The sequence below is a fragment of the Pontibacter silvestris genome (assembly GCF_020907275.1).
Classification (GTDB): domain Bacteria; phylum Bacteroidota; class Bacteroidia; order Cytophagales; family Hymenobacteraceae; genus Pontibacter; species Pontibacter silvestris.
Genome location: NZ_JAJJWI010000003.1, coordinates 91939 through 109466, shown reverse-complemented (window position 1 = coordinate 109466; position 17528 = coordinate 91939). Strand labels below are relative to the sequence as shown.

The window sequence follows — 17528 nt, the reverse complement described above, 5'->3', positions numbered from 1 at the left end:
CTGCTATTACTTAATAGCAGGCGTATTTTTTATGCTATATTGCTCTTCCAACAGCTGCAATATCAACATAATTCAACATGAAAGAAACACAACAAACTCCGAAACCCTGGAAAGTACTAAAATCTGAACTGGTATTTAATGAGAAGTGGTATAAGCTTAGACGTGACGAAGTTGAACTGCCAAACGGAATGGTGTTGGATGATTACTATGTGAGCGTGCGGCCTAATGTTGTGTTGACTTTTCCGGTTACAGAAGATAACCACGTGCTGTTTGTGCGGCAGTACAAGCATGCAGCTGCAGGTATATTTATCGAATTGCCAGGAGGCGTAATAGATGAGGGAGAGGATGTGCCTGTAGAGGCGGCTAAACGTGAGTTGTTGGAAGAAACAGGGTACACTTCTGATGAAATAGAGTTAGTTTTAGAAGTGATTGATAATCCTACCAAAGACACAAATAAAATTTATTTTTTTCTGGCTAAAAATGTGCGGAAGGTGGCAGAACAGGACTTGGATGAAACTGAAAATATTGAGGTGCTGAGAGTGCCGCTGGAAGATGTTGAAAACATGATTCTGAATGGTGAAGTTAGCGTTTCTGGTTCTGTTGCATTAAGCCTTCTGGCACTTAAAAAGCTTAGTTTCTGAATAAACCACCAACGGTTATCCATCAATAACTGTTGGTGGTTTACTATTCATGCTGCTATACCCAGGCAGTAGAAGAAATGACAGGCGTTCCTTTCCAATGCAATGTATAACCAGCTCCATTAGGCACCAAGGTAAAGTTCTCATGCAGGCGCAGCGCATATATTAGATCTTCAGCCATATCTTGTTCCTCGTAAGGAATAAAACCTAACCTTGTCAGGCGTCGCTGCCAGGCTTCATTACGCTCATGGCGCTCCACTCGTGCTGCCCCCTCACATGATGTTACGTTGATAATCTCCCTCCCAAAGAACTCCTGCTCTATTACCTGCCGCTCAGGCATATCTGCTGGTAACAGGGTTCCTAGAACATCAAAAACCGTATAGTAGTGGCGCAACGATTCCCGCAGGCGAGGCATAAACTCCAGTTTGTTATGTTCAGAGTCGGGCTCTGTTAAAGTGAAAACAGTTGGGCTTAATGCTTTAATTTGCTTTAACACCCCATCCCGCTGGTCCGGGCTTTTTACCAACTGATCAAAAATGTGGTGCAGCGTTAGAGCTGAGTTTATTACCAGTGTCTCACTAGGTGTGAATGTCAGTGTTCGGAGGTCAAACTCTTCCAGTTTTGTAGCAATACAACTATAGGTCGCATTAATGTTTAAGGAGGCAGCATGCTGCATTAACCTGTTACCTGTTTCCTGTAGGCGATGCTCTGGGGCACCTGTTGCTGCAGCAATATCGATACCTGTAAAGCGTATTTTAGGAGCACCGCCTGGTCTTGCTGCAAGTTGGTCTAACAAGTGAAACCATTGTACGCCACTACCTATTCCTAAATCAAGTATATGTACTTCCTGTGCATTTGCGACAGCATTAACTATCGTCAGGTTAGCGAACATATGGCCAAACGTTACCAGTGGAGTAGACTTTACTAACACGCCAAAGGCAGAGATCATATCTAACTCGCCAAAGTCGCTGCTGTACAGGTTACCGGAATACAAGCTGCCGTCTTGCTGGCAGGCCTGAAATGCTCTGGTATAAGCTAAGGCTATTCGTTCTGCCGGAGTTCCGGCCTTGTTGGCAAAGGAAGCTAGTGTTTCAGTAGCGCTTCTAAAGTCTGCTTTTTGAGAATCTGCCAAAGCTTGACCTGTTTCAAGTATTTGCGCTAAAGGCTGTTCTTCTAAAAGATGAGAGGGTGTTAGCATTGTTTTCAAAATATGGTGTAGGTAATCCTGGTGTTTTTTTGTTCCGATAGTTATGCGCAAGGAAAAAGAATCCTCACCTAACCGCACAAGTACACCTTGCTGCTGCAGTTGTTGGCAAAGCGGCCTGGCAGGCAATCCGGCATCAACATAAAGAAAGTTCCCTTCCGATGGCCAGTACTGTATGCCTAGTTTGTCCAGAACAGACTGCAGGTGTGCCTTACCAGTTGCCGTTTCCTGTAATGTGTACTGTAGGAAATCTTCATCCTGAAGGGCTGTCGCAGCGGCTATTTGTGCCAGATGATTTACATTAAAAGGCTGCTTAAGCTGTTTAACCTTGTCTATGGTTGCTTCCTGTGCCACCATATAGCCTACCCGAAGTGATGCCAGTCCATACACCTTTGAAAAGGTTCGTAGCACAACTAGGTTATCACGCTCCTGTAGGAATGGTAAGGCACTGCCAAAATCAGGTGAGGAGGCATATTCAATATAAGCCTCGTCCAACACCAGTGTTACATGGGCGGGAAGCTCCTGTATCAATCTTTTTAAATCTGCTACAGACAGGCAGGAGCCTGTAGGGTTATTAGGGTTAGAAATAAAGCAAAGCCTGGTGCTGTCATTAACTGCGTAAAGCAGATCATCTACCTGGATGTTATAGCTACTGTCTAAGGATATTGCCTCATAGCGCACCCCAAAGTCCCTGGCCTCCATCTGGTAAAGCGGGAAAGTTGGCCTAACAGACAGAATAGCCGATTCATGAAATGGGTAACAGTAAGCCTGTACAAGCAGTGATATTAATTCACCGGAACCGCTGCCTACTATTATCTGTGTTGAGCGAACAGACAGCTTTTGGGCAAGAGCCTCCCGAAGAGGAGTAGCATCCGGCTCCGGGTAACTGTTTAAGGTTACCAGTGCCTCTGTTACGGCAGCAGTTACCTTAGCAGAAGCGCCAAAAAGGTTCTCATTGGTGCCTGCGTTATAAACTGCTGTATTCTTATAAATCATCCGGATAGTAAATTAAAATAAAGTCTTAAAAGTAAATTTTAAACTTAAAAGGTCACAATATAAATCTTTCTTGATGTTATCACGCTGTTTTTGATATGAAAAAACTGTTAATATCCTTAACAGTTCAAGAATCAGAGTGATAGCAGAAACACATTTAAGGTGTTGGTAAAAGAAGAAAGCTTTCTAAGCTGCAGCCTGATTGTTATCAAAAGTGGTAACAGTAAAACCCAACTTTGCTTGTTTTCTACAAGTAGAAAATAAGTCAATAATAATTTCTTTTCATAATGTTTATCAGTACGAGGAGTACTTTTATGAAGTATATCTCTTTTACTGTTCATTTTGTGCTTTCTGAAAGAGTACTTCTTGAAGCAATTTGTGTCTAAAAAAACGATACTACTGTTGTTATGAAAGCTTTTGACTGATAGGGAACAGCAATAGTTATGTCTTCATTTTTCAAACTAAACTTTTTTTTAATTAATAATGTATATACATTTGTTGTATGTACATTAAAATATGACTAAGTCAAATAGTAGTGGACAAATGGTGGAAACGGAAGGCAAGCATGAAGCACCTACCAAACATCATTCTAATTTAAAGAGTAATTTATAACAAACAGGTAGCCAGTCTGCCAGTAATTTGTAGAAATATAAATATGAATACTGTGGAAGAAATCAGAATACATGATTTGATCAGAAACAGGCGAAGCACCAGAGCATACAGCTCTAAACCTGTTCCTGCAGAAGCTTTGACAGCTTTGTTTGAGGCAGCGCGTTGGGCACCGTCAACTATGAATGAGCAGCCCTGGCGCTTTATTTATGCAGATAAAAATGAAAACCCCGAAGGATATAATAAGTTGTTAGAATGCTTGTTCGAGGGCAACAGTAGCTGGGCACAGCATGCGCCTGTCCTAATCCTGACAATAGCCAAGAAAGGATATTCTACCCTTGATGTTGATTATGCACATGCCTGGCATGATGTAGGTTTAGCTACTGGTAACATGTTGGCACAAGCAACAGAGCTAGGTTTATATGTACACCTAATGGGAGGCTTCTCTGCCGAAAAAGCAGTTGAACTGTTGCAAATTCCAGAAGGGTATCAGCCGGTAGTAATGGCAACAGTAGGTTACCTGGGAGACGTAAATGAACTGCCAGAGAATTTGAAAGCAAGAGAAGCTGCTCCACGCACACGTAAACCTCTCAGCGAGCTGGTCTTTAATGGAAATTGGAATAATCAGGCATTTTAACCACAGAAACAGAGAGTAATTATGAGCAACACAATCATACACAAAGCTGACACACGTGGGCATGCTAACCATGGCTGGCTCGACTCACATCATACCTTTAGCTTTGCTCGCTATTATAACCCGGAGCGTATGGGCTTTGGCTTATTACGTGTAATAAACGATGATATAGTGGCAGGAGGCATGGGATTTGGCGCCCACCCTCATGATAATATGGAAATTATTTCCATTCCCTTGTCTGGTTCTCTGGAGCACCAGGATAGTACAGGTAACAGAGAGGTGATCCGTACAAATGATGTACAGATAATGTCTGCTGGGTTTGGGCTTACTCACTCTGAGTACAATCATTCTAAATCAGAAGAGGTAAACTTTCTGCAAATATGGGTTTTCCCAAAACTTAAAGACATTCCGCCTCGTTATGAACAAAAGACCTTCAAGCCTGATGATCGCCAGAATAAACTGCAAGTGGTAGTGTCGCCGGAAAAAGATGGGGAAGCAGTCTGGATTAATCAGGATGCATGGTTTTCGCTGGGCACACTGAAATCTGGTTTTTCAGAAGAGTACAAGATACACAAGCTTGGCAACGGTGTTTATGCTTTTGTAATAGACGGAGAAGTAGAAATAGACGGGAATAAGCTAAGCAAACGCGACGGTTTGGGTATCTCAGAGGCAGAAAGCTTCAGGGTAGAAGCCAGTACGGATGCTGAACTTCTGCTAATGGAGGTACCAATGAAATAAATGTGAATGATTAAGTAAGTGTTTAGTGTTTGTTGAACAGAGCCTTGGTGATTAATTTCGCTAAGGCTTTTTTCTTTTTAGAACAACTGATCAGGTACTAGGGTAAAGATATGGGCCTGGTTCACGCTACTTTTGTTGTTTAACATTTGCTTTCGGTGATTTTCAGGTGTTGTACCTGGTATAGCTTTAGAACAGGGCAGCATATCAGGTTATCAAAATTGCCGTTATGCCATTAGCGTTAGTAGAGATAAGTAACTTTTATGTAGCTTTAGCTCTTGTAGCAACTGATAATTAACCATACATGATTCGAATCAGATTTATTACACTCGCACTGGTGCTGGGCATGTTTGCCTGCCAGCAATCGAAGCAAGCGGGCACAACAACACAGGGCCAGCAAACAGCAGCAAAGGTATATTACCCCGGCAAAGGCGATAACTGGGAAAAGAAGAAACCGGAAGAGGTAGGTATGGATGCTGCCTTACTACAAGATGCTGTAACATGGGCTAAGGAGCAGGAAACAACTCAAATGAAGCCGGATTTTTCTACACAGGAGGAAATATTTGGAACACCACTTGGGCCTTTGCCCGACGGCAGAGCCACTACCAACGGTATTATTCTCAAAAATGGATACATTGTGGCTGAGTGGGGCGATACGGAGCGTGCCGATCCTACTTACAGTGTAGCTAAAAGTTTCCTTTCTACTATACTAGGCCTGACACTGGATCGTGGTATGATAGAAGACATACATGACCCGGTAACAAAATATATTCATGATGACGGCTATGATTCGGAGCAAAACAGTAAAGTAACATGGGAGCACCATGCGCGGCAAACTTCGGAATGGGAAGGAGAGCTTTGGGGCAAAAAGCACGATTTTGTAGGTAAAGAGGCTTATGGCAGAGGAGATCGCAAACCACGCGAGCTGCAGGAGCCGGGTACACATTATGAATACAATGATGTTCGCATTAACAGGTTAGCGTTATCGTTGTTGCGTTTGTGGGAAAAGCCCTTGCCAGAGGTGTTAGAAGATGAGGTTATGGACCCGATTGATGCTTCTGAGACGTGGCGCTGGGTGCCGTACAGAAATTCTACAGTAGAAATCAACTGTAAGCCAATGCCATCAGTAAGCGGCGGAACCCGCTGGGGTGGCGGCCTCTGGATTAATACCCGAGACGAAGCCCGGTTTGGTTACCTGTTCCTGCGTAACGGCCAGTGGAAAAATAAGCAGTTAGTATCAGAAGAATGGGTGAAGCAGGCAACTACAGTGCGTGGACCTGTTGGCCCGGATTATGGTTACCTGTGGTGGCTAAATACAGAAGGCAAAGCTTGGCCTGATGCGCCAACAAATAGCTATGCTGCACTTGGTGCAGGCTCTAATACCATCTGGGTTGATCCAGAACACGACATAGTTATTGTGTGGCGCTGGCACAATGGCAGTCCTAATGAGCTAATTAAGCGAGTATTGGCTGCTGTTAAAGAGTAGAGTTTCCCTTTTTTATAAATTAACTGTTAATGGCTGTGGAGAATCTACAGCCTTTTTTGTTTGATAGCTACATAAGCTAGCTTAAACTGGAGAATTAACTTTATAGAAATTGCCTGATAGTAAGTCTTCTTCAGTTTTGGAATCTGTAAAAGCCCATCTTGTCGGAGAGAATTACTTCTCAAGTTTTTCCGTAAGGTGTCGCACATATTGTGGTGCCACAATAGTAGCAGCCCCAGCACACAGCGCTTAGCAGGAAATGCTTCCTCACAGATGTGGAGCGCACAGGCAATGACAAGTAAAAGAAGTATGTAACATATGCACAACAGCCGCGAGACCTTAGGCAAAATCAGCTAAAGTAATCTTTATAACTTGAATGCTCGTTAAGGACACGGTATATAGTGCATCCTCTATGAAAAAGTTAATAGCCTGTCTGTTTTTAAGTTTGATTTTTGGATTTCGAATTAGCGAACCTGTCATTGCTCAAAGTAAGACAACTACTTCAGAGCAGTCTTTTTCTACTGGTCTGCAGGAAAATCGTTGGTATAAGAATGTTGTTATTTATAATCTTGAACTGGATACCTTTAAAGATTCTGACGGTAATGGCATCGGAGATTTTCAGGGGTTAATACAGCAGTTGGATTACTTGGATGTTTTAGGAGTTGATGTTATCTGGTTGGCTCCTTTTCAACCTTCACCCAGGCAAGATAACGGGTACGATATTTCTGATTACTACGGTGTAAACCCGATTTATGGGACTAGTGGTGATTTTTCGGAGTTTATGCATGAAGCCGAAAAACGAGGCATGCGGGTAATAATGGATCTGGTGGTAAATCATACTTCCGATCAGCATCCTTGGTTTCAGGAGGCTCGCCAGAGTATGAACTCAAAATATCGTTCCTGGTATGTCTGGTCAGAAGAAAGACCTAAGGACTGGAATAAAGGAATGGTTTTTCCTGGAGTACAACAGGAAACATGGACTTTTGATAAAAAAGCCGGAGCTTATTACTCTCATCGATTTTATAGGTTTCAGCCTGACCTGAACTTTAGTAATACTGAAGTTCAGACTGAGGTGCAGAAAGTGATGGGGCACTGGCTACGATCTGGTGTTGCCGGTTTCCGTCTTGATGCTGTTCCTTTTATTATAGAAGATCCTTATTCTGATAGAGAGAATCCAACGCACCGGTTTCAGTTATTGAAAGAGTTGCTCCGTTTTATAGGGTGGCGAAAAGGAGACGCCGTTGTTTTAGGAGAAGCAAATGTAGAGCCAGGGGAAGAGGTAGAATATTTTGGAAAGGAAGGTAATGGAATGTCCCTTATGTTTAATTTTTACGCCAACCAACACCTGTTTTATGCGCTTGCTACAGGCCAGATTAATGAATTTACAAATGCCTTACAAGCAACTAAAAGCATTCCGGAAGCGTCACAATGGGCTAATTTTCTTAGAAATCATGATGAGCTAGATTTAGGAAGGCTTACCGAAGAGCAGCGGGATGAAGTTTATCAGGCTTTTGGGCCGAAGAAGAACATGCAGCTATACGACAGGGGAATTCGCAGACGTTTAGCTCCGATGCTGGGTAACAGAAAGCAGTTAGAGTTAGCCTATAGCCTACTTTTCTCTTTACCAGGTACCCCTGTGATACGGTATGGAGATGAAATTGGCATGGGCGATGACCTGAGTCTGAAGGAGCGCAATGCTGTACGCACTCCCATGCAATGGTCCAACGAACCTAATGCTGGGTTTTCTGAAGCCAGTAAAACAGATCGGCCTGTTATTGATGAAGGACAGTACAGTTATCACCAGGTTAATGTAGCAGCGCAACGGCGTAATCCTAATTCATTGCTTAACTGGACAGCGAAAATGATACGCTTACGCAAAGAGTGCCCGGAGGTTGGCTTAGGCGACTGGACAATTCTTGACCTGAATTCTCCTCATGTACTGGCTATTAAGTATGACTGGAAAGGGAGCCAATTAGTTATGATTCATAATTTCAGCAAAGAGCCCCAACAGGTACAAATAAAGTCAGATGTTGCTTCAGGTAAAAAGCTGGTAAACCTGATAGAGGAAAAGGAAAATACAGTTAATAAAGAGGGAGTTTACCAGTTTAATCTGGAAGAATATGGGTACCAGTGGTATCGTGTAGGAGGAGTGATGCGAAATTAGCGCAGCTGAGTATTAAAAAAAGACAGCCACCTCTACTAAGTAGAAGTGGCTGTCCATTCCTGCATAAAATTAAACGATTAATGACGGCAGGTGCAGTGTTCTCCGGCTATGCCTTCGAAGCGGGTATCTGTGCCTTCGTGCCAGTCAAAAGCGGTAGCATAGTGGTTGTTTTCCCACCAGAACTTGCCTGGTTTGCGCTCGTAATTACCTGTTTCAGCCATGGTTGCGGCATCGTACAGGCGTCCGTTTACCATCGTGTACTTCACATGCTCTGAGTTCTGGATGTTATCCAGAGGGTTCTTGTCAAGCACAATCAGGTCGGCTAGTTTACCTGTTTCCAGTGAGCCTATATCTTTGCTCATGCCCAAGTATTCGGCACCATTTAATGTAGCCGCACGAAGTGCTTCTAGATTTGTCATGCCACCTTGCTGCAACATCCACAGTTCCCAGTGTGCGCCTAAGCCCTGCAACTGACCATGTGCACCCAGGTTTACTTTTACACCGTTGTCAGTAAGTAGCTTACAAGCTCTGGATACTGCCATATAACCATTTTCGTACTCTTCTTCAGGAACCTGTGTCACAAAGCGGGAACGGCCATCTATAACCGAGCGAGGTGTGAATTTCAGCAGGCGCTCTTTCTCCCATACATTGGTGTGCTGGTACCAGTAATACTCTCCGTTTACAGCACCATAGTTTACAATTAGTGTAGGTGTATAACCTGTTTTGCTGGCTTTCCATATTTCCACCACGTCTTTGTAAAGTGGGGCAATCGGAATGTTGTGTTCTATACCAGTGTGGCCATCCAGAATCATGCTCATGTTGTGGAAGAAGGTAGAACCGCCTTCCGGCACAACACTCATGTCCAACTCCCGGGCTGCTTGTATTACTTGCTGCCGCTGCTCACGGCGAGGCTGGTTATAGCTTTTTACTGAGAATCCTCCAGCAGCCTTAATGCGGCGCAGGTGCGAACGGGCATCATCTAAATTATTGATCACAGCTTTAAAGTTACCGTCGGCACCGTAAAGTACTGTACCCGTAGAGAAAATTCGCGGCCCCACCATAGCACCGGATTTAACTGCTTCAGACTGGCTGAAAACCATTTCGGTGGTAGAAGAAGGGTCGTGCGTGGTAGTAACACCGTAGGCAAGGTTGGTATAATATGCCCATTGCTTTTGCGGGCTCATGCCATTGCGGAAAGTACCCATGTGCGCGTGTACATCTACAATACCAGGCATAATGGTTTTGCCGGCAGCGTCAATTACTTTGGCATCTTTAGGCAAAGCAACATTTTTACCAACTGCCACAATGCGGTTGCCGTCTACCACAATTGTACCGCCTTCTATTACCTCATCGCCTTTCATGGTAATGATGCGGGCATTGGTGAAAGCTATTTTACCTTCTGGTATGTCTGTATCTAGCACTAAGCCTATTTTAGTGCCTGTGGTATCAATGGCTGGCAGCTCTTCAGGAGCACCTTCTACAAACTTAAAGCGGTCTTTCAGCTCGTTGGTGAAGTATTCGTCTCCTAATACCCAGTTTATTTTTTTGCTGTCAGCTGACCAGTGGATGCTGGTGCCTGCATCGCGGGTGAAGCGTGCTACCGGTACAGCTTTAGTATCAGCGCTTAAATCTAAGCCGGCTCCGTTAGCTGACAAAGGAGCAACATAGCCATTAAACATCTCTACAAAAGCCAGCCACTTGTTGTCCGGGCTTGGGTGGAACTCAGTAGTGTATTTAGAAGTATAATGTGTCACTTCTTCTTTGCCCTCAAGGTTAATACTTTTAAAGGCAGCATTACCGCCAGCATACCCTGTAAAGTAAATTCGGTCTGAGCTGGCATTGAAAATAGGCATTGAGCCTTTTTCTGTTACTAACACAGGTTTGCCTCCATTAGCAGGCATATAAAAAATTCCCTTCTCTTTGCTATAAGCGTAGCCCATGTGGTTGTTGCCACCCTCTTTGGTATAAGCAATATATTTACCGTTTGGAGAGAAAGAAGGCGTAGTATAGAAACCTTTGTCAGTAGTAAGCTTTGTTGGCTTGGCATTCTTCTTGCGGATATCTACTTTCATCAAGGCACCGTAATTCTCATCGTTCCAGGTAGAGTACACCACATATTTGCCATCTGGAGAGAAGGCCGGATAGAATTCGAAATCCTGACCGTTCGTAATGCGCTCTGGCTTGCCGTTTGGCAGTTCTTTTTTGTAGATGTGCCCAGCAGCATTGAACACTAACGTTTTACCATCTGGTGAGGTAACGGCATGGCGTATGGCTTTGGCTGTAAACTGTTTAGGCGCTATGCCTGTTTTGCTGTGGTCGTGGCGAACAGCCTCTGTAATATGGTGTGTCGCTGTAGCCTCGAAAGGAATGTTGGCTACTTTTTTGGTGGCCACGTCTACTTTATTTATTTTACCATCAGCCCAGAACACAATGCTCTTGTTGTCCGGTGTCCAGGAGAAGTTAGGATAAACGCCAAAAATAGCCCATGCTTCCTGCTGGTCGTGGTTTAGCTTATCGTAAACAGGCCACTCTTCACCTGTCTTTAAATCATGTATAAAAAGAACTGACTTGGTGCGCATACGACGTACAAAAGCAATGTACTTGCCATCAGGAGATACGACAGGTCGTACCGAGCCGCCATAACCTGTTACCACGTTTTCTATCTCACCTGTGTTACGGTCTACACGGCGTATCACATAAATCTGGCCGTTGGGGTCTTTGTTGTACTCAAAGGTAGAACCACCACTCATGTCTTCCGAAAAGTACACATATTTTCCATCAGGAGACACAAAGGGTTCTCCTGCATCCTGCTGGTCGTTTTTACGCTTTGTTAACTGAATGCCACTGCCTCCAGAGATGTGGTACATCCACATTTCACCGGCTCCCAGAGAGCGTGTGGCAGTAAAATGCTTGCGGGCAATCAGGTACTGGCCATCTGGTGTCCAGACAGCATTGTTCAGTAGCCGGAAGTTTTCATTTGTTACCTGCCGCGGGTTAGAGCCGTCACGGTTCATCACCCAGATGTTATCGCCACCAGCTCTGTCAGAAGTAAAAGAGATAAGCTTGCCATCGGGGCTAAAGCGAGGCTGCACGTCATAAGCGTGGCCACCAGTAAGTAACTTAGCTTTACCCCCTGATATAGGCATGCTGTAAATATCCCCCAGCATATCAAAAATAATTTCCTTACCGTCCGGGCTCACGTCCAGGCTCATCCAGGTGCCTTCGTCAGTAGTAACTGTAATCTCTTTTTGCGGACCGTGGGCTTCCTCCACTTTCCACTTTGGCTCTTCCTTTTTGTTCTGTGCTATAGCAGTACCGGAAGGGAGAGCCAGTGCCGCAGCCAGAAACATACTTAAATAAGTACGCTTGTTCATGTTTATGTTAAGTAGATAGATTAGAATGATTCTCAAATGTAGCTATTTTACAGTTGTTATAACAGCATCTTGTTTAGCGTATCCTGCTAAGGTTTGAGGGATTCTTTTCTCAAGTAATGTCCTTCAAAACTGTTTGAAGGGTAGTAAATAATGTTATCTCTTTAAACTTTCACAATTAACATTAACTTAATTCTGTTAAATTGAATCGTTCCTGGATATAGTATAAGTTTGTATGAGTCAATTATGCAAACCTCATGTACCAGGACCGATGCTGAGCTGTTAACCGCTCTTCAGGAAGGCGATGAAAGCGCTTTCAGGCTTCTGTATGAACGCTATTGGAGTGTGTTGTACACCATGCTCTACCGCCGCCTTTTAGATGAGGAAGCAACAAAAGACATTGTGCAGAATATATTTGTAAGCCTGTGGCTTAATAAAGCAACTGTTCCTGTAGAGGAATCTTTGGCTCCTTATCTTACCACTGCAGCCCGCAATCAGGCCATCAGCCATTACAAAAAGCACAAAGCCACATTAGAGCGGGAAACACACTTTCAAGGTCTCAATCCGCTTCAGCATTCTTCGGAGCAAACGCTAGAGGCTGGAGAGTTGGAGCTTATGCTCGATAGGGAAATAAACCAAATGCCCGAGAACATGAAAAAGGCTTTTGTGCTTAGCAGGATGGAAGAGCGTTCTATTAAAGAAATAGCTACTGAGCTTTGCCTGTCGGAGCAAACTGTAAAAAATAATATCTCTCAGGCATTACAACGGCTTCAGAAGAAAGTTAAAACCTTTTATGCAGAGCCAGCTAATGTATGTACACTTCTGCTGATTCTCTTAACAAACTCATAATATATAGTTAACAATTTAGAGAAGTACTTTTTCCCGTTTGCTCAGATGATAATAGTAGAATGGGAAAGAAGTATAACCACCGGTTAAGCCAACGCACTAAGTGCACCGGTTGCACAAAACAACTGGAAGCACATCGAAAAGCAAAACAATGGTACAATACCATTGATGATAACGTTGCTTCTGATATTTTAGAAAACCCAGATAAAAAAGAACAGCTAAAACTGGAGATATATAACCGGATACAGGAGGAAATAAGAAGCTATAACCACAGCCCCTTAGTTGCTCCTGATCAGGAAGTGAAAGTAAGGCCGCTATACCAGGCAGTGTGGCGCATAGCTGCTGCTGTTGCCTTGGTAGCTACGCTCAGCTTGCTAGTGTATCAGTATAAATGGATGCAAACAGAGGAGCCTGAGTGGGTAACTTACCAAACAGGGCCTGCTCAGTTTAAGAAGATTACTTTACCAGATAGCTCTATTGTGTATCTGCATGCCAACAGTATGCTTCGGGCGCCAAAATCTTTTGCTGCAAAGGTGCGTGAGCTGAACCTGGTATATGGGCAGTCTTTTTTTGAGGTAAAGAAAAATCCACAGAAACCTTTCGTGGTACACAGCCATGAAATTGAAACACGGGTATTGGGTACTTCCTTTAACATTAAAGCTTATCAGCAGGAAGGCTACATTGCTGTAACAGTAAACACAGGTAAGGTAGCAGTAGGAGAATATGAAAATAACAGTCTCATAACATTAGATAAACTTGTGCCTGGTGAGGAGTTAATCTTCGACAGGCCCAGTAAAACTTTCCTGAAGCAAAAGGTAGATGCCTCTGCTAATATTGCCTGGAAAGATGGAGTGCTCGTACTGCAGGATGCTACCTACCATGATGTAAAAACACAGATCGAAAACTGGTATGGTATGCCGGTAGAACTAATCGGTGAACAGAATGATGAATGCCTCTTTACCGCCAGGTTTAATAAAATGCAACTAGCGCATACGCTGGAGTCGCTGCAGCAGATAAACAGCTTTAGCTATGAGATTAAAGACGGGAAAGTATGGATTACAATGAGTAACTGCTAAAAAAAATTACCCAAGCCACACACTAACTAAACATAACTATAGCCTATGTAACAGAAAGTTTAACACAAGCACAAAAAAGACCGGGAAAGCTACCAACAATCCCGGCCTGATTAGAAGTCTTTAACAAGGTGACAACTTATTAAAAACAATTAAATGTATGAATTTTGTACCAATTAGTGTGCCACATTATATTAGAAAATCATGGAGACTGCTAATGTATGCAGTTGTTATGATTTTTATTTTTTCACAATCTCTATTTGCTGCACCAAGTTATGTGCAGCAAAGTATAAGTGAAGTGCAGGTAACTCTTAATCTACAGCATGTGCCATTAATAAAGGTGCTACAGGAGTTGCAGCGCACATCTGGGTTTAACTTTATGTATAACCGAAATCATATAGAAGGTGACAGAGTGGTAAACCTTGTAGTGGAACGGAAGTCGGTAAAAGAGGTTCTGGATGCTTTATTTGAAAACACAAATGTAGAATACCGTCAGGTAGAAAAGAATGTTTACCTGAATAAGGTTAATCCAGCGAAAACAGGTCAGGCGGGTAACCAACAGCAGAACGTTATCAATGGAACTGTTCGCGATGACCAGGGACCTCTTCCCGGAGTGTATATTACTGTAAAAGGAACAAGTCAAGGTACTGCAACAGACTCTGAAGGTAATTTTAGCATTGTAGCCAGCCCTAACGATGTGCTGGTTTTCACTATGCTTGGCTATCAGACTAAAGAACAGGTAGTGACTGGGAATACACTTAATGTTACCTTACAAACAGACACTAAAGCTCTTTCAGAAGTTGTAGTGGTTGGCTACGGCACACAGAAAAAAGCAAATCTGACAGGTGCGGTAGAACAGGTGACATCAGAAGTGCTGGAGAACAGGCCTTTGCCCAATTTGTCGCAAGGATTACAAGGCGCTATTCCTAACCTAAATCTTATACCAACAGATGGTAAACCTATCCAGTCGCCAACATTCAATGTAAGAGGTACAACTTCTATAGGTCAGGGTGGTAGCGCTTTAGTGTTGATAGATGGAGTACAGGGCGACCCAAGTTTGCTAAACCCGAACGATATTGCTACCATAACAGTGTTAAAAGATGCAGCTTCAGCAGCCATTTATGGAGCAAGAGGTGCTTTTGGCGTAGTGTTGATTACGACTAAAAACCCTGCTAAAGAAAAAACAAGTGTTACTTATTCAGGTAACTACTCTGTTAAAAGCCCTACTACTGTTCCGGATTTAGTAACAGATGGCTACACATTTGCCAGAATGTTTAACGAAGGATGGTCTGCCTGGAACGATTATTCTCAGACTCCACAAAATGTTAATAAAACAGTAAAGTTCTCTCCGGAGTACTTAGCCGAACTGGAGCGCAGGGCAAACGACCCAAGCTTGCCTAAAGTAGATGTTGGAGCTAACGGAGAATACGTTTATTACGACAATACAGACTGGTTTAAAGAACTGTATAAAGATCATAACAGCTCCACCGAACACAACATTTCTGTTTCCGGTAGCAGTGGCAAGGCAAGCTTCTATGTTACCGGAAGGTACTTTGGCCAGGAGGGTTTGTTCCGCTACAACTCAGATGATTATAAAATGTACAATTTCAGGGCCAAAGGTGCTATTGAGCTGTTTCCGTGGTTGCGTATTGATAACAACATAAACTATTCTAATATGAAATACCATAACCCATTAAACGTGGGAGAGGGTGGTGGTATCTGGAGAAACATTGCTGATGAAGGTCATACTATGGCACCTATGTTTAACCCTGACGGCACGTTAACCTATTCAGCAGCCTATACCGTGGGAGACTTGTGGTACGGGAAAAATGGCATTGATATGAATGAGCGGGAAATCAGGAACACCACTGGTTTTACAGCAAAATTCTTTGATAACAAACTCAGAGTTAGAGGTGATTTTACTTACCGTGATACAGATGATAATTCAACACGGCGGCGTGTGCCTGTTCCTTATAGCAGAATACCAGGTGTAATAGAATATGTAGGAACTAATACAAACGATATTCAAAATGTATATGGAGAAATACAGTACCTGGCTACAAACATCTACGGAGAATATGAAACTACTTTCAATGATGTGCATTACTTTAAGGCAATGGCTGGTTATAATTATGAGCAGTCAACTTTTGAGGAGCTTACCACACAGCGAAACGGTTTGATCTTTGAAGATGCAGAAAACCTTAACCTTGCTTTAGGGCAGTCTATCACAACAGGAGGAGATTGGGAGAAGTGGAATATTTTGGGCGGGTTTTACCGCTTAAACTACTCTTACAAAGATAAATATTTGTTAGAGGCAAATGGCCGTTATGATGGGTCTTCTAAATTTCCTGAAAATGAACGTTATGCTTTCTTCCCTTCTTTTTCTGCCGGTTGGAGAATATCAAACGAGTCTTTCTGGAAAATATCACCTAACCTTATTTCAGAGCTAAAAATCAGAGGCTCTTACGGTTCCTTAGGAAATGGAAATATAAAATCTTATGCATTCCAGGAGCAATTTGAGATAACACAATCAGGCAGAGTATTAAATGGCGTTCGGCCTCAGCAAACAAGCCAGCCTGGTGTTATACCGGATGGGCTAACCTGGGAAACTTCCACTACTCAAAACATCGGTCTAGACCTTGGTATGTTATCTAATCGGTTAATGATAAACGGAGATGCCTATATCCGGAAAACGACTGATATGTTCACCGTTGGTATGACGCTTCCTGCTGTTTTCGGTACAGCAGTTCCAAAAGGAAACTATGCCGATTTAAAAACAAAAGGATGGGAGCTGTCTGTTAGCTGGCAGGATATGTTTACAGTTGCTTCAAAGCCTTTAAACTACAATATACGGGTTGTTTTAGCTGATTATCAGGCTGAAATTACAAAATACAATAACCCCGACAAAAAGCTGTCCGACTACTATGAAGGGCAGAAAATAGGAGAAATCTGGGGCTATGTAACAGATGGCTTCTTTACTTCGCAGGATGAGATAGAAAACTCTCCTTCGCAGGCTTTGTTAAGAGCTTCAACCAGTGGCCAATGGTTGCCAGGCGACATCAAGTTTGCAGATATCAATGGTGACAACGTTATCAATAATGGCGATAATACAGTTGCAAGCCCTGGTGATAGAAAGATAATAGGCAATGCTACACCGAGGTATACTTATGGCATTAATTTAGGTGCAGACTGGAACAACTTCTTCTTCTCTACCTTCTTTCAGGGAGTAGGAAAGCAAGACTGGTACCCGGGGCGGGAGGCCAGCCTTTTCTGGGGGCAGTATAACAGACCTTATAACAAGATACCTGAGTGGCAGCTTGGTAACATATGGTCAGAAGATAACCCAGACACTTACCTTCCTAGATACAGGGGCTATGTAGCGCAGAATAGCTCAGGAGAACTTGCACAGGCTCAGACAAAGTACTTGCAAAACACAGCTTACATCCGCATGAAAAACATTCAGATTGGGTACATGTTGCCGCAGTCGCTCATCAGCAGGGTAGGTATAAGTAATGCCAGAGTCTTTTTATCAGGTGAAAATCTCTGGACATGGTCTCCTCTTTACAAATACACAAAAGACATTGATGTTGAGTCTATTAACGGGTCAGATAGGGTGCTGACCGATGGAACCAGTGGTAACGGCTACAATTATCCTATCCTGAAAAGTTTGAGCATGGGTTTGTCTCTAACATTCTAATATATCAGGAGAAACTAAAGAATTATAAAAGTAACCTGAGTTCAGTAGATATGCAGGCAAAAAAGGCTGTGTAGCTTTAGT

At 43.1% G+C, this 17528-nt stretch carries 10 protein-coding genes; 8 read left to right on the top strand and 2 right to left on the bottom strand.

What is annotated here, in order from left to right; translation table 11 throughout:
• Positions 1 to 77: 77 nt before the first annotated feature.
• A complete protein-coding gene (locus tag LN995_RS03665) occupies positions 78 to 641 on the top strand; it encodes an NUDIX hydrolase (RefSeq protein WP_229958477.1) in 564 nt (187 codons plus the stop codon).
• A 55-nt stretch (positions 642 to 696) separates the two neighbouring features.
• Here the strand turns inward: LN995_RS03665 and hisC are convergent, their stop codons facing one another.
• Positions 697 to 2838: a histidinol-phosphate transaminase gene (gene hisC / locus LN995_RS03660; RefSeq protein ID WP_229958475.1), complete on the bottom strand. Its 2142-nt coding sequence runs from the start codon at positions 2836 to 2838 to the stop codon at positions 697 to 699.
• Between the two features lie 652 nt (positions 2839 to 3490).
• On the opposite strand from hisC, the gene LN995_RS03655 reads away from it, so the two are divergent.
• From LN995_RS03655 to LN995_RS03640, 4 genes are all read left to right on the top strand, one after another.
• Positions 3491 to 4081, top strand: coding sequence for a nitroreductase family protein (locus LN995_RS03655; RefSeq protein ID WP_229958473.1), 591 nt, complete (start codon positions 3491 to 3493; stop codon positions 4079 to 4081).
• A gap of 21 nt (positions 4082 to 4102) precedes the next feature.
• On the top strand, positions 4103 to 4816 hold the full coding sequence (locus tag LN995_RS03650) for a pirin family protein (RefSeq protein ID WP_229958471.1): 714 nt from the start codon (positions 4103 to 4105) through the stop codon (positions 4814 to 4816).
• Between the two features lie 301 nt (positions 4817 to 5117).
• A complete protein-coding gene (locus LN995_RS03645) occupies positions 5118 to 6299 on the top strand; it encodes a serine hydrolase domain-containing protein (RefSeq protein ID WP_229958469.1) in 1182 nt (393 codons plus the stop codon).
• Between the two features lie 442 nt (positions 6300 to 6741).
• Positions 6742 to 8460 (top strand): alpha-amylase family protein, encoded by a 1719-nt coding sequence (locus LN995_RS03640; RefSeq protein ID WP_317206925.1) that lies wholly within the window; start codon positions 6742 to 6744, stop codon positions 8458 to 8460.
• 77 nt (positions 8461 to 8537) lie between these two features.
• Here the strand turns inward: LN995_RS03640 and LN995_RS03635 are convergent, their stop codons facing one another.
• Complete coding sequence (locus tag LN995_RS03635; protein ID WP_229958783.1) at positions 8538 to 11810, bottom strand: amidohydrolase family protein; 3273 nt, start codon at positions 11808 to 11810, stop codon at positions 8538 to 8540.
• A gap of 267 nt (positions 11811 to 12077) precedes the next feature.
• Between LN995_RS03635 and LN995_RS03630 the strand changes: the two genes are divergently transcribed.
• The 3 genes from LN995_RS03630 (at position 12078) to LN995_RS03620 (ending at position 17447) form a co-directional block, all read left to right on the top strand.
• A complete protein-coding gene (locus tag LN995_RS03630; RefSeq protein ID WP_229958465.1) occupies positions 12078 to 12680 on the top strand; it encodes an RNA polymerase sigma factor in 603 nt (200 codons plus the stop codon).
• 59 nt (positions 12681 to 12739) lie between these two features.
• Complete coding sequence (locus LN995_RS03625) at positions 12740 to 13753, top strand: FecR family protein (protein ID WP_229958462.1); 1014 nt, start codon at positions 12740 to 12742, stop codon at positions 13751 to 13753.
• 157 nt (positions 13754 to 13910) lie between these two features.
• Positions 13911 to 17447 (top strand): SusC/RagA family TonB-linked outer membrane protein, encoded by a 3537-nt coding sequence (locus LN995_RS03620; protein ID WP_229958460.1) that lies wholly within the window; start codon positions 13911 to 13913, stop codon positions 17445 to 17447.
• Positions 17448 to 17528 lie beyond the last annotated feature (81 nt).